16 protein-coding genes and 3 rRNA genes are annotated in these 21,201 nt (G+C 56.4%); all 19 read right to left on the bottom strand.

The annotated features are described in order from the left end of the window. The gene (der, locus tag BQ4436_RS11275) at nucleotides 1-1,494 is read right to left on the bottom strand and encodes a ribosome biogenesis GTPase Der (protein ID WP_070362498.1); all 1,494 of its coding nucleotides are present in this window, start codon (nucleotides 1,492-1,494) and stop codon (nucleotides 1-3) included. Continuing rightward, entirely contained in the window at nucleotides 1,491-2,183 is a 693-nt protein-coding gene (gene cmk / locus BQ4436_RS11280) for a (d)CMP kinase (protein WP_070977233.1), read from the bottom strand. The genes der and cmk overlap by 4 nt, the downstream gene beginning before the upstream one ends. Before the next feature lie 12 nt (nucleotides 2,184-2,195). Continuing rightward, the gene (locus BQ4436_RS11285) at nucleotides 2,196-3,122 is read right to left on the bottom strand and encodes a pseudouridine synthase (RefSeq protein ID WP_070977088.1); all 927 of its coding nucleotides are present in this window, start codon (nucleotides 3,120-3,122) and stop codon (nucleotides 2,196-2,198) included. A gap of 62 nt (nucleotides 3,123-3,184) precedes the next feature. Continuing rightward, the gene (gene scpB, locus BQ4436_RS11290) at nucleotides 3,185-3,739 is read right to left on the bottom strand and encodes an SMC-Scp complex subunit ScpB (protein ID WP_070362500.1); all 555 of its coding nucleotides are present in this window, start codon (nucleotides 3,737-3,739) and stop codon (nucleotides 3,185-3,187) included. Between the two features lie 17 nt (nucleotides 3,740-3,756). Continuing rightward, nucleotides 3,757-4,575, bottom strand: a complete 819-nt coding sequence (locus BQ4436_RS11295; RefSeq protein WP_070977091.1) for a segregation and condensation protein A — start codon at nucleotides 4,573-4,575, stop codon at nucleotides 3,757-3,759. Nucleotides 4,576-4,586: 11 nt separating this feature from the next. Next, nucleotides 4,587-5,459 (bottom strand): ParA family protein, encoded by an 873-nt coding sequence (locus BQ4436_RS11300; protein WP_070362502.1) that lies wholly within the window; start codon nucleotides 5,457-5,459, stop codon nucleotides 4,587-4,589. A 67-nt stretch (nucleotides 5,460-5,526) separates the two neighbouring features. Next, nucleotides 5,527-6,561 carry a hypothetical protein gene (locus tag BQ4436_RS11305; protein ID WP_255366195.1) on the bottom strand — a complete coding sequence of 345 codons (1,035 nt, stop codon included), beginning with the start codon at nucleotides 6,559-6,561 and terminating at the stop codon, nucleotides 5,527-5,529. A gap of 50 nt (nucleotides 6,562-6,611) precedes the next feature. Then, nucleotides 6,612-7,529, bottom strand: coding sequence for a site-specific tyrosine recombinase XerD (gene xerD / locus BQ4436_RS11310; RefSeq protein ID WP_070362504.1), 918 nt, complete (start codon nucleotides 7,527-7,529; stop codon nucleotides 6,612-6,614). Then, nucleotides 7,530-8,177: an NUDIX domain-containing protein gene (locus BQ4436_RS11315; RefSeq protein ID WP_070362505.1), complete on the bottom strand. Its 648-nt coding sequence runs from the start codon at nucleotides 8,175-8,177 to the stop codon at nucleotides 7,530-7,532. It lies immediately after the preceding gene. Continuing rightward, on the bottom strand, nucleotides 8,174-8,980 hold the full coding sequence (locus BQ4436_RS11320; RefSeq protein WP_083329555.1) for a copper transporter: 807 nt from the start codon (nucleotides 8,978-8,980) through the stop codon (nucleotides 8,174-8,176). Before BQ4436_RS11320 ends, BQ4436_RS11315 begins: the two co-directional genes overlap by 4 nt. Before the next feature lie 19 nt (nucleotides 8,981-8,999). Continuing rightward, nucleotides 9,000-10,190 carry a putative cytokinetic ring protein SteA gene (steA, locus tag BQ4436_RS11325; protein WP_070977096.1) on the bottom strand — a complete coding sequence of 397 codons (1,191 nt, stop codon included), beginning with the start codon at nucleotides 10,188-10,190 and terminating at the stop codon, nucleotides 9,000-9,002. Between the two features lie 49 nt (nucleotides 10,191-10,239). Then, nucleotides 10,240-11,964, bottom strand: coding sequence for a DNA repair protein RecN (recN, locus tag BQ4436_RS11330; protein ID WP_070977099.1), 1,725 nt, complete (start codon nucleotides 11,962-11,964; stop codon nucleotides 10,240-10,242). Between the two features lie 6 nt (nucleotides 11,965-11,970). Next, entirely contained in the window at nucleotides 11,971-12,894 is a 924-nt protein-coding gene (locus tag BQ4436_RS11335) for an NAD kinase (RefSeq protein ID WP_070977101.1), read from the bottom strand. Nucleotides 12,895-12,896: 2 nt separating this feature from the next. Then, on the bottom strand, nucleotides 12,897-13,721 hold the full coding sequence (locus BQ4436_RS11340) for a TlyA family RNA methyltransferase (protein ID WP_070977103.1): 825 nt from the start codon (nucleotides 13,719-13,721) through the stop codon (nucleotides 12,897-12,899). A gap of 189 nt (nucleotides 13,722-13,910) precedes the next feature. Next, nucleotides 13,911-14,903: an HAD-IIA family hydrolase gene (locus BQ4436_RS11345; RefSeq protein ID WP_255366196.1), complete on the bottom strand. Its 993-nt coding sequence runs from the start codon at nucleotides 14,901-14,903 to the stop codon at nucleotides 13,911-13,913. Continuing rightward, a complete protein-coding gene (locus BQ4436_RS11350) occupies nucleotides 14,903-15,577 on the bottom strand; it encodes a hypothetical protein (protein WP_255366197.1) in 675 nt (224 codons plus the stop codon). Before BQ4436_RS11350 ends, BQ4436_RS11345 begins: the two co-directional genes overlap by 1 nt. A gap of 519 nt (nucleotides 15,578-16,096) precedes the next feature. Continuing rightward, a 5S ribosomal RNA gene (gene rrf / locus BQ4436_RS11355) occupies nucleotides 16,097-16,215 on the bottom strand. A gap of 161 nt (nucleotides 16,216-16,376) precedes the next feature. Beyond that, nucleotides 16,377-19,457, bottom strand: a 23S ribosomal RNA gene (locus BQ4436_RS11360). Between the two features lie 437 nt (nucleotides 19,458-19,894). Continuing rightward, a 16S ribosomal RNA gene (locus BQ4436_RS11365) occupies nucleotides 19,895-21,201 on the bottom strand; the annotation flags it as partial.

A 21,201-nucleotide genomic window follows, 5' to 3' on the forward strand; every position in this document is an offset into this window, starting at 1 on the left:
CTACTTACGACGCCGCGGGTTACGTTCACGCACACGAACTGCGATCCGAATCGGCGTGCCGTGGTAGCCGAACTGCTCACGGAACTTTCGCTCCAAGTAGCGGCGGTAGCTGCCGTCTAGGAACCCCGTGGTAAACAGGACGATTGTCGGTGGGCGCGTGCCAACCATGGTGGCAAACAAGACCTTCGGCAACCGGTTGTTCTTCATCGGCGGTGGGTTTGCGGCAATCGCATCGCGCAGCCAGTTGTTCAGCTGTCCCGTGGTGATTCGACGATCCCAGTTCTCAAGTGCTTCCTCCATCGCCGGCTCCAGGCGGTGCAGCCCGCGCCCAGTGTCTGCCGAGATATTGAGTTTCGTCACCCACGGGAGGTGCCCGACCATCTCATCAAACTCGCGGTCGAAGTAGTAACGACGGTCCTCATCCATCAAGTCCCACTTGTTGAAGCAAATGACCATCGCCTTGCCTGCTTCAAGCACCATGGAGATCACTCGCTGGTCCTGCTCAGAAATCTCCTGGGAGGCGTCGATAAGCACGACGCACACCTCCGCTGCCTCGATGGTGCCTCGGGTACGAAGGCTGGCGTAGTACTCGTGCCCCTGCGCATTCTTGACTTTCTTCCGCAGCCCGGCAGTATCGATGAACTTCCACAGTTTGCCGTCGAGCTGGATCAGTTCATCAACAGGGTCAACAGTGGTACCTGCAACGTTGTCGACTACGGCGCGCTTCGATTTGGAAAGCTTGTTCAGCAAACTCGACTTGCCCACATTTGGGCGTCCAACCAGCGCAACTGCGCGTGGGCCATCTGTGATGGAGTCCTTCGCGCGCGGCTCATCCGGAAACAGTCGCAGAATCTCGTCGAGTACATCCGCGCCGCCGCGACCGTGCAATGCTGAGACTGGCCACGGGTCCCCGAGGCCGAGCGCGTACAGCTCAGCAACGTCACCCCATTGCGACTCGGACTCAAACTTGTTCGCGACCAAAATGACTGGAACTTCGGAACGCTGCAGATTGCGAGCCATCGCCTCATCTGACATCGTGATGCCGGTGTGGGAATCGACCACAAAAACGATGACGTCTGCAGTTTCCATAGCAGCTTCCGACTGGTGCGCGATAGCCGCGTTGATGCCTTTCGCGTCCGGGTCCCAGCCACCAGTGTCTTGCACCCAGAAACGGCGCCCTCCCCAGTCAGTAATGTAACTGATCCGGTCGCGAGTCACACCAGGGTGGTCTTCGACCACGGCTTCACGACGCCCAATAAATCGATTTACCAGTGTGGACTTGCCCACGTTTGGGCGTCCAACGATGGCCACCGTCGGTAGGGCCTCTTCGATGTAGTCAGGATTGAAGATGCCGAACGCTTCCTCAACGGCTGCCCACTCTTCCTCGGTGTACTCCTCAGCGGAGTTGAGATCTCCGAAGTCCGCCTCACCGAAATCCGCATCGTTGAAGTCAGCTTCATTGAAATCCTGTGGAAAGGAATCTCCTGTGGTCATTTGCTGCTCCTTTCAATCACGTCGACGAGGGCCGCCAGCACCTGTTCAGGAGCCATCTCAGAGGTGTCTACGATCAATGCGTCATCAGCTGGCTTCAGTGGGCTGGTCTCACGGGAGGAGTCAAGGGCATCACGACGTTCCACGTCTGCTAGCACCTTTTCAAACTCTACTTTGCGGCCTGCTGCTGTGTCCTGGTCGAACCGGCGCTGTGCACGCACCTGGGCTGACGCCGTCATGTACACCTTGGCCGGTGCATCTGGCAAAACTACGGTGCCAATGTCCCTGCCCTCAACGATGGCGCGATGCGCCTCAGAGGCGAGGCGACGCTGCAGGGCCACCAAATTTTCACGGACCTCTGGGATCGCGGCAACAGCAGAAACTGCACTGGTTACTTCCGCCCCTCGGATCACGTTGGAGACGTCCCGGCCGCCCAAAATAACAGCCTTGTCATCGGGGTCGTCGGAAACCTCCATCGGCAGATCAGCAGTAGCAGCGATGACTGCACTAGTGTCTTCCGGATCCACGTCGGCGTCCAACACCGCCAACGTCGCAACTCGATACATCGCGCCCGTGTCGATGTACTTTGCGTCAAGCTTCTTGGCTAACGCTCGGCACATTGTCGACTTGCCAGTACCCGACGGCCCATCCACTGCGAGCAGCAGACCATTATCTGGCTGGTTACTCAACATCGTTTCCTCCATTTACATCCCCACCGCCTTGAACAGTGATGCCAACTCAGATGAGTTAAGTGCGCGCATCGATCCTGGATTCATATCGCCGAGCTGCACCGTGTGCACTTTCGTTCGCACCAGACGCTGTACCGGGTAACCAGCTGCTTTCAGCATCCGACGGACAATGTGCTTGCGGCCTTCGTGTAGTTCGACGCGAACAATCGACTGACCATTGTGCACATCGACGATCTGCACGTAGTCTGCCTTCGCCACACCATCATCGAGCTCAATACCGTCGCGCAACTGCTTAGCATCAGCGGATTTAAACTCGCCGAGTACCGTGGCCAAGTACGTTTTTCGAACTTCGTAGCGCGGGTGCATGAGGCGGTTTGCAAGCTCGCCGTCGTTGGTAAGCAGCAAGAGCCCTTCAGTGTCGGCGTCGAGACGCCCGACATGGAACAGACGCTGACCTGCAGCGACTCTCTCAGCAACGAAGTCACCAACAGAGGCGCGATCATGCTCATCTTGCATGGTTGTGTGTACTCCGCGCGGCTTATTAAACGCGAAATACTCCAAGTCCTCGTTTACATTGATGCGTGCACCGTCAACTCGAATCACGTCGACGTTCGGATTCACACGGGTGCCCTGGACGGTAACGATCTTCCCGTTGACCTCAACGCGCCCCTGATCAATCATAATCTCAGAGTGCCGTCGCGACGCGACGCCTGCTTGTGCGAGCACTTTTTGCAGACGGATCCCGTCGGTGTTCTTCTTGCGCTGCTTTGTTTCTTCGTCGTCCCACCAGTTGTCATCGAGTGGGTTCGGAGCCTCATTGGCAACCTTGGCGCGCTTGTCACGCTTGACATGTTGTTTACGTGCCGGTTTCGCATACGAAGGATAGAACGGCTCGTTCTTTCCTTGTTCCGGTATGCCATCTCGGCGAGCGGGAGGATTCATCTTGAGTCCTTTTCTCTTTGCGAGTTATACAGTTCTTCGAACGACCGCAAGTGTAGCAGCCTTTACCATGCTTCCTCGATATCGTCGATCTCAGGCAACAATGGCGCCAGGTTCGGCAGTCGCTCAAGTGAATCTATGCCCAGCAACTCAAGAAAGAGCTCGGTAGTGACGTAGCGGTGCGCGCCGGTCGACTCGTCTGGATCAACCTCGGCAATGAGCCCTCGCAGCGTCAGCGTTTTCATCACACCATCAACGTTGACGCCGCGTACTCCGGAAACCTGCGTGCGTGTCACCGGCTGGCGATATGCAACCACCGCAAGTGTCTCCATTGCCGCGCGGCTCAGCTTCGTCTGTGCACCATCAAGCAGAAATGCCTCCACGGCGTCTGCGTATTCTGGTCGCGTGTACAGTCGCCACCCCTCAGCTGTCCGCCGAACGTCGATCCCGCTGCCGCGCAGTTCGCATTCCTCGGACCAGTCCTCGAGCTGCTTCTCGACGTCTCCCAGCTCCGCCCCCAGTGCCGACGCTAATGCATCTACCGTGACTGGATTGTCCGCGACCAGCAAAATCGATTCGATACGTGCGCGAAGCTGCGAAACCATTTGGGGAGCATTCATGGTCTGGCATTCTATCGCTATTCCCAGTTGCTTGACGCAACCACAGCAGGATCAACGTTGATTCCTGTCCAGGAAACCTCCAGGCTACCGAGGGCTTCTGGCTGCTCGGTCTCCACCGCGCGAGCCTTGTACAACTCCAACAACGCCAAGAAGCGCCCCACGAGTTCCATGGAGGAACTACAGTCCTTCGTGAGCACCTCAAATGCGACCCACTGCTCCGCACCAAGGAGATGCAGCGCGCTCAGTAGCTTCCCGGCCTGCTCGGGCACCGAAACGCTGACCGCGTGCAAGTGGTCCGTCCGCACTTCCTCCGGTGGGCGGGGCCGAAACACAGCAGCGGCCAACTCCGCAAAGGAATCAAGCGTGTGCCCCAGCTGCACAGGTGGAAGCAACGCAGCGAATCGGTCTTCGATTGAGACCGCACGCGGGTACCTCCGCTTCGCGTTGCGTTGCCAGGCCACGAACTCGTCAGCGACCTGCTGATACGCACGGTACTGGAGGAGACGCGCAAAGAGCAGGTCCCGGGCCTCCAGGAGCTCAAGATCTTCAATCTCTGTATCTCCGTCGCGCGGAAGTAACCGCGCAGTCTTCAAATCCAGCAGTGTGGAAGCCACAAGAAGAAATTCAGTGACTTCGTCAAGTTGCGCTGCTGCACCCAGCGCACGCGTGTATGCAATAAACTCGTCGGTCACCTCAGCTAGTGCAACTTCGGTCACGTCCAGCTTCTTGGAGTGGATGAGGTGCAGGAGCAGATCAAACGGCCCCTCAAAGTTCTGGAGGGCCAACGTAAAACCGGTGATCTCGGGCTGGACTCCCGTGGTGGCGTCCTCAGACACGGTGCAACAAACTACTTATCAATGCGCTCGAGCAGCTCAAGCGCCAACTGCCGGTACTGCTCTGCGCCTTGGGAGTGCGGCGCCCAAGTAATGATCGGTTCACCGGCAACCGAGGTCTCCGGGAATCGAACCGTTCGGGTAATCACCGTGTCAAAAACTCGCTCGCCGAATACCTCAACGACTCGATCCATCACTTCTCGCGCGTGTGTAGTGCGGCGGTCGAACATCGTGACCAGGATGCCTACGATGTCAAGGTCGAAATTGATGCGGTCTCGCACCTTTTCCACTGTGTCAGTCAACAGCGCAAGACCACGGAGCGAAAAGTACTCGCACTCCATCGGAATCATCACGCCCGCCGAGCACGCCAGCGCATTGACGGTCAACAGGCCGAGCGAAGGGCCACAGTCGATGATGATGATGTCGTATTCATTTCGTACAGGGCGGAGCGCACGGGCCAATGTGTGTTCACGGCCGACTTCATTGACCAGTTGAATCTCCGCAGCAGAAAGGTCAATGTTCGCGGGGACAAGGTCCAGCCCCGGCATATTCGAGTGCCGAATGGCCGCGTGGATCGACGCAGTGTTGTCAAAAAGCAAGTCATACACGGTGACTTGCTCTTCATCATGGGACACTCCAAGACCGGCAGAGAGCGCTCCCTGCGGGTCGAGGTCAACAAGCAGCACCTTGCGCCCTTGCTCTGCGAGACATGCACCCAGGTTGATTGTCGACGTCGTTTTGCCGACGCCACCCTTCTGATTCACCATCGATAGGATGGTCGCCGGGCCGTGGTGCTCGAGCGGTTCAGGCTGAGGGAACTCGCGGAATGGACGTCCCGTGAGAAACTTCTTTTCTTCAGCAGCGTCAAACAATGCGTTGCCTGCCATTGTCATCCCTTCCGTCCAATGCGCGTCACGTGTAAGCCCTTGACGCAATCATCTTACAATGCCATACCTAGTTATGTGCCTGTCGCCTCTTTCGAATCAGGAACACGATGAGCAGCAAGGCCACCAGTGCCGCAATTCCTGCGATGCCCAGGGCAAGAAGGCCGTCATTCGCCCTCGATTCGTCAAGTGTTTCCGCTTGACTGTCGCCTCCCTGCGTATTTCCATCCTTTGGTGCAGCAGTCGGAGCGTTCTCTGACGTTATCACCGCGATGAACTCCGCCGCCGATCCATCCCGGACAACCTCCATGATGAAGGGGTTATCCGGCGTCTGTCCCTCCGGGTACGTTAATGTCAGCGTGCGCGACGCTACGTCCACGTCACGCTTCACGCCTTCAATGATATTGCCGTCCACGTCTACATAACGAAGTGTGGCGCCTTCCCTATCGGTCTTAGCGTACTTCATCAGCTGTCCGGCCTTACTCAGAGGCACCTTCACCACAATGCTGTTGTCCTCGATGACGCCCTCGAACTCCAAGCGCTTCGCGTTCGTGGTATCCACCTCCTTGGCTGGGACACGGTGGGCCTGTGGCGCAGCGGGCGCGTCGTGCACACGTTGATCTGAGTCTGAACCAGTCTCGGATCCGTGTCCTTCCCTGTTTGAGTCATCAACGCTATCGCCATGTGGCTTGCCAGCACCATCATTGTTTTCAGGCTCCGCAGCGCTCTCAGGTGGAGCATCAACGGTCTCACCACCGCCCACTGCGACGAGATTCACGGTCGCCGAGTATCCCCCAGCGGAGACCGGAACGCTCACCGTTGCACCTGGAGTATCAGGAGCAGTCACGGACACAGAAGTGCCAGATGATACAACGGTCCAGCCACCCGAACTGTAATTGAGATTCAGCGGAACACCGGTGTCGACAGTCGTAGTCTGCCCGGCCTGCACGTGGATCTCGGAGGGGATGGCCTGCTGGATCGCGGCAGGATCAAGCCCCTCCGGCAACTGCGCATACGCGTTCATATCAGCTCCCGAGGTGCTCAGCCCGAGAGCGCATGTAGCAGCAGCGACAGTTGCGAGAACGTGGGGTCGTCGAAAAGCCATGTGGCAAGAATCCTTCCGGTCGTGCATCAGAACATGTCAACCCTACATACCTATGCACGAGGGTGCGTAGCGTGCCAGACTTCCCGAAGGCTTTCCGCAGTAACGTGTGTGTAAATTTGGGTAGTCGTCACAGATGCGTGCCCAAGCAGTTCTTGCACTACTCGTACATCGGCGCCGCCGTCGAGCATGTGTGTTGCAAAAGAATGCCGCAACGTGTGAGGAGAAACATGCTTGGTGATCCCGGCTCGCTCAGCGGCCCGTCTGATGACCGTCCAAGCACTTTGCCGAGACAAGCTGCCGCCGCGTGCGTTCAGAAATAGCGAATGAGAGCGCCCTTTGGCCAGCGCTGGGCGTCCGCGCACCAGATATTTTTCGACGGCCTCCTTCGCCATCGACCCCACCGGCACGATGCGCTGCTTATTGCCTTTGCCTGTCAATGTCAGCACCGCGTGCTGTTCGCCTTCGAGTGCCATGAAGTCATCGACGTAGAGCGCCAGTACTTCCGACACACGCGCCCCCGTGGCGTAGAGCAACTCCAGTAACGCTTTGTCTCGTAACCCAATCGGCTCCTCCGTGGGGCACGAGTCCAGCATCTTGCCGACCTCTTCGATACTTAGCGTATCGGGCAGCTTCTTACCAGGCGAAGGTGGAGCTACTTGGGCTGATTCATCACCTGCAAGTACGCCCTCAAGCACCCCAAACTTGTGTAGTCCGCGGGCAACCACAAGTGCGCGTGCAGCCGAAGATGCCGCCAACGGCGCAGCCCCATCAACTCCACGCCGTAGGTCCGCCAGGTACGCCTCGATGTCTGCAGCGGTCACCTCAGACAAGTTAGCTTTGCCGTTGGCATGCAGCCACGAGGCATACCGTCTAAGGTCCCGACGATAGTTGCTCAATGTGTTTGCTGAAAGACCTCGTTCAACTGCAAGGTGCTCGAGCCAACGCCTAACAAGCTCATTGACGTCCAACTAGATCCTCTTCATATCGGGCGTGACGCCTTGCGCTGTGCGTCGCTCTGCTAGCGATCTTGGCCGCAGGTCAAAGGGCTCGGTTACATCACGCGGCTCTACCTCGCCTTCTAGCACTCGCGCCGCTGCCATCACTCCGGCAATCGCAATCGAGTTCACGATGTCACCGCGAAACACCATCGATTGTGCCTCTTCAATTGGCACCCATTCCAGCACCATATCGGCTTCTTCGAACTCGGCTTCACCACGAGGGGCCTCACGGAGATCCGAAGCCAGGTACACACGCACCGCTTCTTCTGCGAAACCCGGGGACGTCACCAGATCCAGCAACAATGCCCACTTCTCAGCAGCCAAACCAGCTTCCTCGGCCAACTCACGCTGGGCGCACACAAGCGCGTCTTCCTCGCTGACGTCGAGAAGTCCAGCAGGAAGTTCCCACAACCGGCGCCGAACGCTGTGCCGGTACTGGCGGACCATCGCAATCCTTCGTTTGGAATCGACGGCCACCACTGCAACCGCACCGAAGTGCTCTACGATCTCGCGTGCCGCGGAAGCGCCCCCCGGCATCGAAACAATATCTTTGCGCACCGCGATAATCGGTGCATCCAGCAGCAGCTCCGACTGTTGAACTTCAAACTCGTGCATCATTCGACCGCCAATTCTTCCGCAAGCGAAAGCACCGCCGACACCCTGCCTGCTTCTGTATCAACAAACCCACCGTCTTCATCTGGCGCCGCATACACCGCCGCAGCTAAGTCATTGAGCTCCGCGGTCATGTCTGTCAACAGTTGTGTCCCGAAAGAACGCTCCCCGCCGGTATCACCGGCGCCGATCACAACAATCGCATCAGCAGGCGCTGAAACATCTGTGTCGTCTATGAAACCGCCTCCATGCAGCGCCTCTATAACGAAATTACGATCAGATTCCGGAGCCACCGGTTCACCAGTCGCTGGATCCTTGAGCAGAACGCTCCCCAGCGACTGGCCAGCATGTGTGCCAGGCGCGCGTCGATCAACGGAAAGCTGCGCTCCTGCTGGCAGGGTGTTCGCGATGATCGTACTCAATGCATCAGCCGACTCCTGCTGGGTAAACTTCTCGCCCAACGTAATCTGGCCCGCTTCTGATGCCCCTGCGGTGCGAAGCAGCCACGTTACAGCATCGACATCTTCCGCTGACGCATCGTGCGTGCGAAGCACCATCACTGACTTACCATCCAGCGTGTTCGCAACAAGCTCGGCCGAATGCTGAGCTATCACTGCATCAGAAAACTCAAATTTTGTCCCCTGCGAGGCGTCAGCCGACTGTTGCGACTCGCCTAACTGCGACGACGTTGAAAAATCAAGCGTGCCCATTGCTGGCGCAATCACCAGCATTCCTGCTGCGACACCAAGTGCAATGCCCCAGCCCAGACCTGCTGCAACATAACCTGCCGAACTACTTCCTGAAGACATCAAAACCACCTACTCCCTATTAGCTCCACAGACTCTGCAGCTGTGTAACTATCGTGTTCCACGTATCCACCAGGTTCGTGCTAAACGGCCCACTCCCGCCAAGCCCGACGATGAGTACAATCGTCGCCGCAGCAACAAGCAATCCCAAAATTGCCCATGCCCAAGCGACTCCCTGACCAGTCGTCAGATTGTACAAATCAGCTATCACTGTGGAATCCACCAGTTTTTGCCCCGCTTTCAAACGAGTGAGCAGTGCTGCCGGCGAGCTTTCATCTGATTCGGTAAAGATACGGTCCAGGTTCACGGGCTGCTCAACCATCACGATCATTTCTGCATCGTGGAACACGCTCAGTAACACCGCCAGGTCTGTTGCAGATTCGGTCGCGGCGGGAAACGTCATCGCACCTACTCCAAGGTCCTGGATGCGCTCCAGACCAGGTGCGTAGCCGTCGGGGTCCGCTGGCAAAATCACCCGCGCGTCGCTTCGCAAGTTTTCTTCAGCCACGTCGCCCGGGTCGCCCACGATGAAGTCGGGCGCGTAGCCCATCTCCGCCAAGGTATTCGTCGCCTTGCCTACGCCAATCAGCACAGGTGTGAACTCACGGATGAAATTGCGCAACGATTCGATACGCTCTCGAAGATCTGGGCACGGGCTCGCGATAATAACTTTTCGGTCCGCAATCACGTCACCTAACTCAGGCGCGCCAACACCATCGATAAGCAGCGGCGATTCGGAGTGAATAAATTCGATCGTGTTTCCGAAGTACGCCTCCATGTGATCTACGAGGTGACGCTGTGCTTCAATAAACGTCGCGTCAACATCAGCGCGCACCACTCGTGAAGCAGAACCGACTTCCTTGCGCCCAACCTTGATCTCCCCCGAAGCCGTTACGGATGTCTTCTTGCCATCGCGTATCGACGCCCGCATCTCCGCACCGGCTGCTTCAAACAGTGGAATGCCGGCGTCGAGAAGCAAGTGCGGGCCGTAATTAGGCACAGCCCCAGTGCTAAATCGTGCAATATTGACAACCGCCGCCGGTGCCGCGTTGATCAACATCTCAGCTTCCCTACGGCTGATATCTGGAGCATCAACGAAGGCAATATCCCCAGAACGAAGACGGCCGCGCCCCTTGCCTTGCGGCGTGCAATCACGCAGCGGTCCCTGCAACGGCGCGCTAGTCGATTCAGAAGTTGCAGAAGTTTCAGTCATATGTTGAATTCTGCCTGCATCGCACGCCAAGTACTGCTAGGCGCGCGGGCTATCGACGAAACTCTTTTGTTTCGCGCTGTGCCTGCTCCAGTAGCTCCGCCGCGTGCGCCTTTCCTGTTTCCGAGTTCGCCATCCCAGCCATCATGCGAGCTAGTTCCTCCACGCGCTCGGCATCGTCAAGCACAAGCACTCCTGATGTCACGGTTTCATCGCCAACGTTCTTCGCAACGTGTAAGTGTCTGTCCGCGTAAGCCGCAACCTGTGGCAGGTGCGTCACCACAATTACCTGATTGTTTACTGCGAGCCGTGCAAGGCGACGCCCTATCTCCACCGCGGCCTGACCACCGACACCAGCATCAACCTCATCAAAGACGAATGTCGCGCCGTGCGTTGACCCGGCAAGGATCACTTCAATCGCGAGCATGACGCGTGAAAGCTCACCTCCTGACGCGCTGGTTGCCAATGGCTTTGGCTCTGACGCAGCGTTAGGCGACAGACAAATCTCGACAGCATCAGCGCCATCACGGCCGTAGTCTGCCCCCTCAACGCGGACGCTCAGCACAGCCTTAGGCATCGCCAGCCCATGCAACTCCTGTGTCACCGCCTCAGAGAACCGTCGTGCAGCATCGCGACGAATGCCCGTCAACTCCTCAGCGTGCTGCTTCATCTCGGTCGCAGCGTCATCAACCCGCAGTTGAAGCTCCGCGAGGGCCTCATCCGACGTATCAATTGACGCCAACCGTTGCTGCGCCTCGTCCCTCCAACGCAGCACACCATCAATGTCCGACGCGTACTTTCGGGTCAGCACTTTTAACGACTGTTGCCTCTGAAGCATGTTCTCGAGCGCATGCGGATCCGCATCCAACGAAAACAAATACGTTCCAAGTTCCGAAGAAACATCCGAAAGCACAGTGGCGGCTTCTTCTAGTCGACGCCCCAGCTCCTGCAGCTGCGTATCAGTGGATGCACCAAGTGCACTCGCAGCCTGCCCTACCAAATCTGAAGCAGCGGACGCCTCGTCATACTCACCAACCGCCTCAGCGCCATCGATTGCAACCATCGCCTCTTGAACCGCGGAGCGCAATCCATCAACATCTTGCAGGCGCTGAATCGCAGAGACGAGCTCAGCGTCTTCACCTGGCTCGGGTGCGACCTCGTCGATCTCGTTGACAGCAAACAGGAGACGGTCCTGTTCCATCGCTAATTCTCGACGCCGCTTTGTCCGCTCCTCTAAATCTCTCTTCGCAACGCGCCAGCGCTTCCACGCTTCCTGATACGCACGGAGAACCTTTGAAGCAGCAGGATCGAAGCGGTCCAACGCATGCAGTTGCTGTTCTGGCGACATCAAACGTAGCTGATCGTTCTGGCCATGAATCGTAAGCAGGTGCGAGGAGACTTCGTTGAGTGTCGCAGCCGGTACCGCTCGGCCACCAAAGTGCGCCTTCGACCTGCCTGTCGCTTTTACGGAACGAACTACGACGTACTCACCATTTTCATCGAGGACCGCACCAGCGTTCTCCGCGATCTTCGCAATAGCCTCGCGACTGTCCTCGTGGATTCCTGTTACCGCAAACGCACCCTCCACCACCGCTTCCGGCGCTCCCGTCCGAACACGAGAAGCATCAGCACGACCACCAGTCAACAGCCGCAAACCCGTGACCACCATCGTCTTACCGGCGCCAGTTTCACCCGTAAGGACTGTCAAACCTTCCGAGAGCTCCGCGCTAGCGTGAGGGATTACACCAAGGTTCCTGATAGCAATTTCCGACAGCACGCCGATCTACCTCTCTTTGTCTGGGCCACGCCACCCAGATACCGGAAGCTGAAACTTCTCCACTAGGCGGTCGGTAAACGGACGCTCATCAAGCCGAACCCAGCGCACCGGGCGGCGACCACGCGTCACTTCGACCCGTGCACCTGGCGGCATCATAATCCTTCGAACCCCATCCATCACGACAACAGCGGAGCTGGTCGTCGAAAAGGACTCAACCGCTACCGTCGACAACGGTGAAACAACCATTGGCTTCGCGAAGAGGGCGTGCGCATTATTCGGAACCACCAAGATGGCATCGAGCTCAGGCCACATCACCGGACCACCGGCCGAAAAAGCATACGCGGTTGATCCAGTAGGCGTAGATACCAGCACACCATCACAACCGAACGAAGATACCGGCCTGTAATCGATCTCCAGAAACGCATCAAGCACTCTTGTACGATCCGAGTTCTCAATGCTGCATTCATTCAGCGCCCAACTTTCGCCAAGCACTTCACCCGTCGCATCCAAAACCCGCACGTCAAGTGTCATGCGGTCTTCAACCCGATATGAGCGCGCTATCACCGAGGACAGCACATCTTCCAGGCTTTCCGCTTCGGACTCTGCCAAGAATCCCACATGGCCGAGATTCACCCCGAGCACTGGAATGTCCTGAAGGTGCGCAAAGTTTGCTGCGCGTAAAAACGTTCCATCGCCTCCAAGCACAAATACAAGCTCGCAGCCTCGGCCAGCCTCGGCCCCTGGGCTTACGTGCTCGAGCTTCTGCAATACTGGATCCTCTTCAGCGGGACTTGATTCCCCCGCAGAAAGCAACTGCACCTCAATGCCAGCCTGCTGCAGCATCCGGGCAGAATTCGCCGCAGCCTCAATATTGTCGGGCCTGTAAAAATGGGGCACCAACAAAATGCGTCGCCGATCATCTACAGACATTTCTACGCTGGCCCTTCCTGCACCGCCTGTGCTGCCATCTCTTCGACGGCCTCGACAGATTGTTCCTGCGCATTTGCTGTCTTACGCAGCCACAGAAAGTATTCTACGTTACCACTCGGACCTGGCAACGGAGATGCAACCATTGATTTCACCTCAAGCCCCAGCGACTGTGCGAACAATGCGACATCTACCACTGCTTCTCGACGCAGCTCTGCCGAACGAACGACACCCCCGTGACCAACGCGGTCTTTACCAACCTCAAACTGTGGTTTCACCATCGGCAGGAGGTCCGCCTCGTCCTCAAGCGCTGCTACCAGCGCAGGAAGCACAAGCTTCAAAGAGATAAACGATAAGTCACCCACCATGCAATTGGCCGGCTCGGTCAGCATGTCGGCAGTCAACGACCGTATATTCACACGGTCCATCACCGTCACACGCGGATCGTTTTGCAGCCGCCAAAGTAACTGCCCGTAACCGACATCTACCGCAAAGACCCGGCGGACACCTCTTCGTAGCAAAACGTCAGTGAATCCCCCCGTTGACGCTCCCGCGTCAATCACCGTCCTATCCTTAACCGTAAACCCAAGCTTTTCGAAGTGCTCTAGTGCCCCCAGAAGTTTGTGCGCGCCACGGGAAGCCCAGTCATCGGTGTTATCAACATCGACCTTGATGGAAACATCGGGTTCGACAACTGTAGCTGGCTTTTTGGCAGGAAAGCCTCCGACCTCAACGCGTCCTTCAATAATCCATGTCCGGGCCTGCTCCCGTGAACGAGCGATCTTTCGTCGAACAAGTTCTGCGTCAAGGCGTCGCCGACCAGGTGCCACCCGTACTCCTCTCCTACGGCGATGCTCAGTCCTTTAGCGCTTCTGCCAAAACGTCATGAGCTTCAGCCAACTGTTCAAGTTCATCCCTTATCGTAGACGGCACCCGCGACAGCACACTATCTACCTTCGAACGCAATTCTTCCGGTGAAATGCCGGTTCGCCTTGGATCGTGGGGTTTCGGGGCGTGCCCTACCACCACGACTCCACAGCCTTCTGTGCCCACTGCGATACCGGCTCAACCGCTCGTACTTCGGACTCTGCAGACCACGCAACAGCCAGAGCCGTTCGCAAGGCCTCCGTAGGCGAAGAAGATGCAGCACCACCGTTAAGCAGGAGCGTATCTCCTTGCAGCTTCGCCACGAAATCGCCCTGTGCTCCCGGCCGCAAGCTCTCCGCATCTGCCAAGAGGCTACCCAAGTCATCACCAATATATGTCGGGCGCTCCACCGGCTTAGCCGCCAACAAAGCATAAGGACCAGACACACCTGTAAGTACCTGCAACGTATCCATCCCCGCACGATTTCCACCGGCAATATCGGTATCTAAACGGTCACCGACCGCCAACGCTCGCGTAGCACCCGACAGCTTCACAGCCTGATGGAACATAGCCGGTTCCGGCTTTCCGGCCGCCTCTGGGACAACGCCGGTTGCCGACGTCACCGCCGCCACCATCGAGCCATTACCAACCATAAGCCCCCGCTCCATCGGCAAGGAAGTATCAAGGTTTGAAGCCAAGTAGACCGCCCGGTTGCGAATCGCCAACGCTGCTTCAGACAGCTCACGCCACCCAGTTTCTGGGCAGTGCCCTTGTAGCACCACGACTGGTGCGTCGTCAGCACTAGAGACTACGCGATAACCGGCCCCAGAAACCAAGTCTTTGAACGACTGCGCACCAAGAACAAGGACGGGATCATCCTCTTTCAACAGGGGTCGCGCTAGCTCCAAAGCTGCCTCTGCTGAAGTAATGATCTCCTTACTCGAGCACTCTAGCCCAATTTCACCAAGCATTTCGGCGACAAGGGCCGAAGGACGGGATGCATTATTCGTGATGTAGAAAGGTGTCACACCACATTCGATGATGCTGGAAACTGCATTGTCTAACGCGCGGCCGCCCTCCCAAACCGTGCCGTCTAAGTCAAAGAGCAACACGTCATATTGATGAGCAAGAGAATCCAAAGCCACTACTCCGTCTCTTCCAAACGCTGCTTCGCATCCGTCAGCATCTCCGGATCCAACTCAATAACATGCTTGAACCAGTCAGCCGCTTCAGCCTTTCTGCCAGCAGCCAGCAATGCGTCAGCGTAGGCGTAAGACAAACGCATTGCAGAGACGTCCCGCTCGTCCTTGTTCGGACGTTCACGCTCCAACGTCGCAATCGCAGAATCAACCTGGCCCAGATCACGGCGCGCACCGGATAGAACGATGGCAAGCTCAATGCGTCCCTCACGATCGAGGTCGCGCACCTCAGGACTCCGTCCAAGCTCCAACGCCTTCTCGGGGCGACCAAGTCCGCGTTCAGCGTCAGCCATCACAGCCAAAAGCCCAGGGCCGCCACTCATGCGCCGGGCAGCTCGCAGCTCAGAAAGTGCCTCTTTCCACTCACCTGCGTGGTAAGCGATTACACCATTCGTTTCACGAACAACCCCAACACGTCCGGCACGATTCTTTGCTGCCCTAGCATGACGCAAGGCAAGCGCCGGGTCGTCGTCGAGCAGATCTGCAGCCATAATCATGTGCTTCGCGACGCGAGTTGCGTTGTCATGTGACAACACCTTCAAATCTTGCAGCACGGACGGGTCGAGAACACTGATGTCAAGATCGGAAGGCAGGTCGGGTTCAGAAAGCTTTTGAGCCATCCTATCCTCGCGGTAGCCCTGCCGACGAGGCTGCGAGCGATTGTGACGATTGTTGAATTTGCGTTCTTCATCGCCGCCAGGACGAGCGTTTCTGCTCCTACCACGGCCGTCACCGCTGCGATCATTGCGACGATCCCTACTGTCGTCGCGCCGACCTTTCCGGCCCCCATTGCCTGGCCGCCCGTTCCGCCCCTTGGAGGAAGAAGAACCGTGGTTGCGACGTGGTCTCTCGTTAGAGCGATCGGACATGAAACACCTTTCTATTGGAACAAGTCATTATAAACAGGAATGTCCGAAAAAAAGAACTTATTGTGCACCTGTTGAAACAAATTCCCAATCATCCGGTCAGCCAGAGTTGCACCTCTGAGTCTACAAACAAGGAGCGCTGGCGTCATCAGACTTCGTAGAGACGGCCCTCGTTGTTTGTTGTGGGGGTGCACAAAAAAGAGTGTGGTGGGTACCACCACCCCCAACAACGGGAATAATGGAACCCACCACACACAAGAAAATGAAGTTATAGGCCGGCGGTAACCTACTCTCCCACACCCTCCCAGGTGCAGTACCATCAGCGCGGGCGGGCTTAGCTAACCGGGTTCGGAAAGGGACCGGGCGTTTCCCCGCCGCCATCAACCACCGACACGACCAAAATCGTGCCAACACAATACTGTTGATAACAACGACAATATTCACATATCAGCACAGGCATGTCATGCCAGACACTGCACAGTGGACGCAAACACTACTTCTTTACACGGAAGAACACTCAAAACTCTTGACCATAAACAATGCACACCATGTGTTTTGTTTTAGTCTCGGTGTAATTAGTACCAGTCACCTTACACACCTCACAGTGCTACCAGATCCGGCCTATCAACCCCATCATCTCTAGGGAACCTCAAACGAAACCTCATCTCAAAACAGGCTTCCCGCTTAGATGCTTTCAGCGGTTATCCCTCCCGTACGTAGCCAACCAGCCCTGCTCCTGGCGGAACAACTGGCACACCAGAGGTACGTCCGTCCCGGTCCTCTCGTACTAGGGACAGCCTTCTTCAAGTTTCAACGCGCGCGGCGGATAGAGACCGAACTGTCTCACGACGTTCTGAACCCAGCTCGCGTGCCGCTTTAATGGGCGAACAGCCCAACCCTTGGGACCTACTCCAGCCCCAGGATGCGACGAGCCGACATCGAGGTGCCAAACCATCCCGTCGATATGGACTCTTGGGGAAGATCAGCCTGTTATCCCCGGGGTACCTTTTATCCGTTGAGCGACACCACATCCACAAGTAGGTGCCGGATCACTAGTCCCGACTTTCGTCCCTGCTCGACTTGTAAGTCTCACAGTCAAGCTCCCTTGTGCACTTACACTCACCACCTGATTGCCAACCAGGCTGAGGGAACCTTTGGGCGCCTCCGTTACATTTTGGGAGGCAACCGCCCCAGTTAAACTACCCACCAGGCACTGTCCCCAACCCAGATCATGGGCCAAGGTTAGACATCCACTACGGTCAGAGTGGTATTTCAACAACGACTCCACAATCACTAGCGTGACCACTTCACAGTCTCCCACCTATCCTACACAAACCGCACCGAATACCAATACCAAGCTATAGTGAAGGTCCCGGGGTCTTTTCGTCCTGCCGCGCGAAACGAGCATCTTTACTCGTACTGCAATTTCACCGGGCCTGTGGTTGAGACAGCAGGGGAGTCGTTACGCCATTCGTGCAGGTCGGAACTTACCCGACAAGGAATTTCGCTACCTTAGGATGGTTATAGTTACCACCGCCGTTTACTGGGGCTTAAATTCTCCGCTTCGGACATGCGTCCTAACAGGTCCTCTTAACCTTCCAGCACCGGGCAGGCGTCAGTCCGTATACATCAACTTAACCGTCTTCGCACGGACCTGTGTTTTTGATAAACAGTCGCTCCCCTCTATTCTCTGCGACCCCCACCAGCAACACACCGAAACAGCATGCAACCAGCAAGGGCCCCCCTTCTCCCGAAGTTACGGGGGCAATTTGCCGAATTCCTTAACCACAGTTCACCCGACCGCTTTAGTATTCTCTACCTGACCACCTGTGTCGGTTTCGGGTACGGGCCATACACACACATCGCTAGAGGCTTTTCTCGACAGCAAAGGATCACCACCATCACCCAACAATTGGGCTACGCATCACGCCTCACACAAAATATCGACCGCATTTCACAAGTCGACGTGCCACACGCTTACACCAAGATATCCAACACTTGGCGCGGCTACCTGACTGCGTCACCCCATCACTGAACTACCACGGATCAGGCCCCACGCATCACCAACAACCACACACCCAAAAGGATGCGCATGTTGCCAGTTCAGGGTGGTTAGTATCACCGCTTCACTCTTTGTCGCATGCATACGGGTACGGGAATATCAACCCGTTGACCATCGACTACGCCTGTCGGCCTCGCCTTAGGACCCGACTCACCCTGGGAAGACGAACTTGACCCAGGAACCCTTAGTCATCCAGCGGATACGATTCTCACGTATCTCTCGTTACTCATGCCTGCATTCTCACTCGCACACAGTCCACCACCCCTTACAGTATGGCTTCACCCCATGCACGACGCTCCCCTACCCATAGTAAAAACTATGCCGCGGCTTCGGCGGTGTACTTGAGCCCCACTACATTGTCGGCGCAGAACCACTCGACCAGTGAGCTATTACGCACTCTTTCAAGGATGGCTGCTTCTAAGCCAACCTCCTGGCTGTCTTCGCGATCCCACATCCTTTTCCACTTAGTACACCCTTAGGGGCCTTAACCGGCGATCTGGGCTGTTTCCCTCTCGACTATGAAGCTTATCCCCCACAGTCTCACTGCTATAGAACACTTAACCGGCATTCGGAGTTTGGCTGATGTTGCTAAGATGATAGTCCCGCTCAACCAACCAGTAGCTCTACCTCCGGCAAACTACTATAACGCTGCACCTAAATGCATTTCGGGGAGAACCAGCTATCACGGAGTTTGATTGGCCTTTCACCCCTACCCACAACTCATCCCCTCAGTTTTCAACCTAAGTGGGTTCGCGCCTCCACAACCTCTTACAGCTGCTTCACACTGGCCATGGGTAGATCACCCCGCTTCGGGTCCAGGACATGCCACTAAACAACACCCAATTAGGATTCGCTTTCGCTACGACTACCCCACACGGGTTAACCTCGCGACATGCCGCTGACTCGCAGGCTCATTCTTCAAAAGGCACGCCATCACACACACGCGGTGCTCTGACGGATTGTAAGCGCACGGTTTCAGGAACTCTTTCACTCCCCTCCCGGGGTACTTTTCACCATTCCCTCACGGTACTTATTCACTATCGGTCACACTTAGTATTTAGGCTTACCGGGTGGTCCCGGCAGATTCACAGCAGATTCCACGAGCCCACTGCTACTCGGGCAAACAATCACCACAACACGACACGCCTTCACGTACAGGGGCTCTCACCCTCTCCGGCACACCATCCCAGGTGACTTCCGCTAACACGCCGCATCATAGGGGTACATGGCAGCATACCCACAATCATCGCCCACAACACCACACGCGCAACCCCTGCCAGGTATCACACACGCATGGTTTAGCCTCATCCACGTTCGCTCGCCACTACTAGCAGAATCACAATTGTTTTCTTCTCCTACGGGTACTGAGATGTTTCACTTCCCCGCGTAACCCCCACACAGACTATACATTCATCTGCAGGTAACACTCCATAACAAGTGCCAGGTTTCCCCATTCGGACATCCTCGGATCAACGCTTTGTTGGCAACTCCCCGAGGCATAACGCAGCCTCACACGTCCTTCATCGGCTAAGCATGCCAAGGCATCCACCGTACGCCCTTGTAACAAAACAAAAACACACAACAAACAAACAACAAACAACCACCACACACAAACAGCATGACAATCACTTGTTGTTAGGCAAACTTACAATCAAAAAATTCTTCCACAAGAATAAAGATGCTCGCGTCCACTATACAGTTCTCACACAACACACCCCACACACCAACCACCAACCAAACAAGTCAGTGATCAACACGCGGAATCAATCAAGACAACACAACTGCTGCCTCAGACACCCAACAGTGCACCAACACACAATAACTATTACTTCATTTTTGACTACAAAAACCCGGCCACACTGCAACCACAACCACAACCACCACACGAATGCATGACAGTCTGGAGCTGGTGTGTCTCCACCCGGAAACAACAATTGGCAGCCACACCCACGGTGACTCAACCAACAACCAAGCCCACAACTGTGGGCCAACAAAATAAAACTCCTTAGAAAGGAGGTGATCCAGCCGCACCTTCCGGTACGGCTACCTTGTTACGACTTCGTCCCAATCGCCGATCCCACCTTCGACAGCTCCCATGACAGGCCACTGGCTTCGGGTGTTACCAACTTTCATGACGTGACGGGCGGTGTGTACAAGGCCCGGGAACGTATTCACCGCAGCGTTGCTGATCTGCGATTACTAGCGACTCCGACTTCATGGGGTCGAGTTGCAGACCCCAATCCGAACTAAGGCCGGCTTTGTGCGATTAGCATCCCCTCACAAGGTAGCAAACGCGCTGTACCGACCATTGTAGCATGTGTGAAGCCCTGGACATAAGGGGCATGATGATTTGACGTCATCCCCACCTTCCTCCGAGTTAACCCCGGCAGTCTCTCATGAGTCCCCACCATTACGTGCTGGCAACATAAGACAAGGGTTGCGCTCGTTGCGGGACTTAACCCAACATCTCACGACACGAGCTGACGACAACCATGCACCACCTGTATAGCGACCACAAGGGAAACCACATCTCTGCGGCGATCCGCTACATGTCAAGCCCAGGTAAGGTTCTTCGCGTTGCATCGAATTAATCCACATGCTCCGCCGCTTGTGCGGGCCCCCGTCAATTCCTTTGAGTTTTAGCCTTGCGGCCGTACTCCCCAGGCGGGGCGCTTAATGCGTTAGCTACGGCACAAATCCCGTGGAAGGGACTCACACCTAGCGCCCACCGTTTACGGCATGGACTACCAGGGTATCTAATCCTGTTCGCTACCCATGCTTTCGCTCCTCAGCGTCAGTTACTGCCCAGAGACCTGCCTTCGCCATCGGTGTTCCTCCTGATATCTGCGCATTTCACCGCTACACCAGGAATTCCAGTCTCCCCTACAGCACTCAAGTTATGCCCGTATCGCCTGCAGTCCCACAGTTAAGCTGTGGACTTACACAAACGACGCGACAAACCACCTACGAGCTCTTTACGCCCAGTAATTCCGGACAACGCTCGCACCCTACGTATTACCGCGGCTGCTGGCACGTAGTTAGCCGGTGCTTCTTCTCCAGGTACCGTCACAAAAATGCTTCGTCCCTAGCGAAAGGAGTTTACAACCCGAAGGCCTTCATCCCCCACGCGGCGTCGCTGCATCAGGCTTGCGCCCATTGTGCAATATTCCCCACTGCTGCCTCCCGTAGGAGTCTGGGCCGTATCTCAGTCCCAATGTGGCCGTACACCCTCTCAGGCCGGCTACCCGTCGACGCCTTGGTAGGCCATTACCCCACCAACAAGCTGATAGGCCGCGAGCTCATCCCATACCGCAAA

Origin of the sequence: Corynebacterium sp. MC3 (assembly GCF_900099485.1) — a bacterium.
GTDB lineage: Bacteria > Actinomycetota > Actinomycetes > Mycobacteriales > Mycobacteriaceae > Corynebacterium > Corynebacterium pseudogenitalium.

Excerpts from the sequence above, each read along its gene's own strand:
- BQ4436_RS11335 (WP_070977101.1), bottom strand. The coding sequence starts at position 12,894 with ATGTCTGTAGATGATCGGCGACGCATTTTGTTGGTGCCCCATTTTTAC.
- BQ4436_RS11300 (WP_070362502.1), bottom strand. The coding sequence starts at position 5,459 with ATGGCAGGCAACGCATTGTTTGACGCTGCTGAAGAAAAGAAGTTTCTC.
- BQ4436_RS11315 (WP_070362505.1), bottom strand. The coding sequence starts at position 8,177 with ATGATGCACGAGTTTGAAGTTCAACAGTCGGAGCTGCTGCTGGATGCA.
- scpB (WP_070362500.1), bottom strand. The coding sequence starts at position 3,739 with ATGAATGCTCCCCAAATGGTTTCGCAGCTTCGCGCACGTATCGAATCG.
- steA (WP_070977096.1), bottom strand. The coding sequence starts at position 10,190 with ATGACTGAAACTTCTGCAACTTCTGAATCGACTAGCGCGCCGTTGCAG.
- BQ4436_RS11320 (WP_083329555.1), bottom strand. The coding sequence starts at position 8,980 with ATGTCTTCAGGAAGTAGTTCGGCAGGTTATGTTGCAGCAGGTCTGGGC.
- BQ4436_RS11305 (WP_255366195.1), bottom strand. The coding sequence starts at position 6,561 with ATGGCTTTTCGACGACCCCACGTTCTCGCAACTGTCGCTGCTGCTACA.
- BQ4436_RS11350 (WP_255366197.1), bottom strand. The coding sequence starts at position 15,577 with ATGGCTCAAAAGCTTTCTGAACCCGACCTGCCTTCCGATCTTGACATC.
- BQ4436_RS11285 (WP_070977088.1), bottom strand. The coding sequence starts at position 3,122 with ATGAATCCTCCCGCTCGCCGAGATGGCATACCGGAACAAGGAAAGAAC.
- der (WP_070362498.1), bottom strand. The coding sequence starts at position 1,494 with ATGACCACAGGAGATTCCTTTCCACAGGATTTCAATGAAGCTGACTTC.
- cmk (WP_070977233.1), bottom strand. The coding sequence starts at position 2,183 with ATGTTGAGTAACCAGCCAGATAATGGTCTGCTGCTCGCAGTGGATGGG.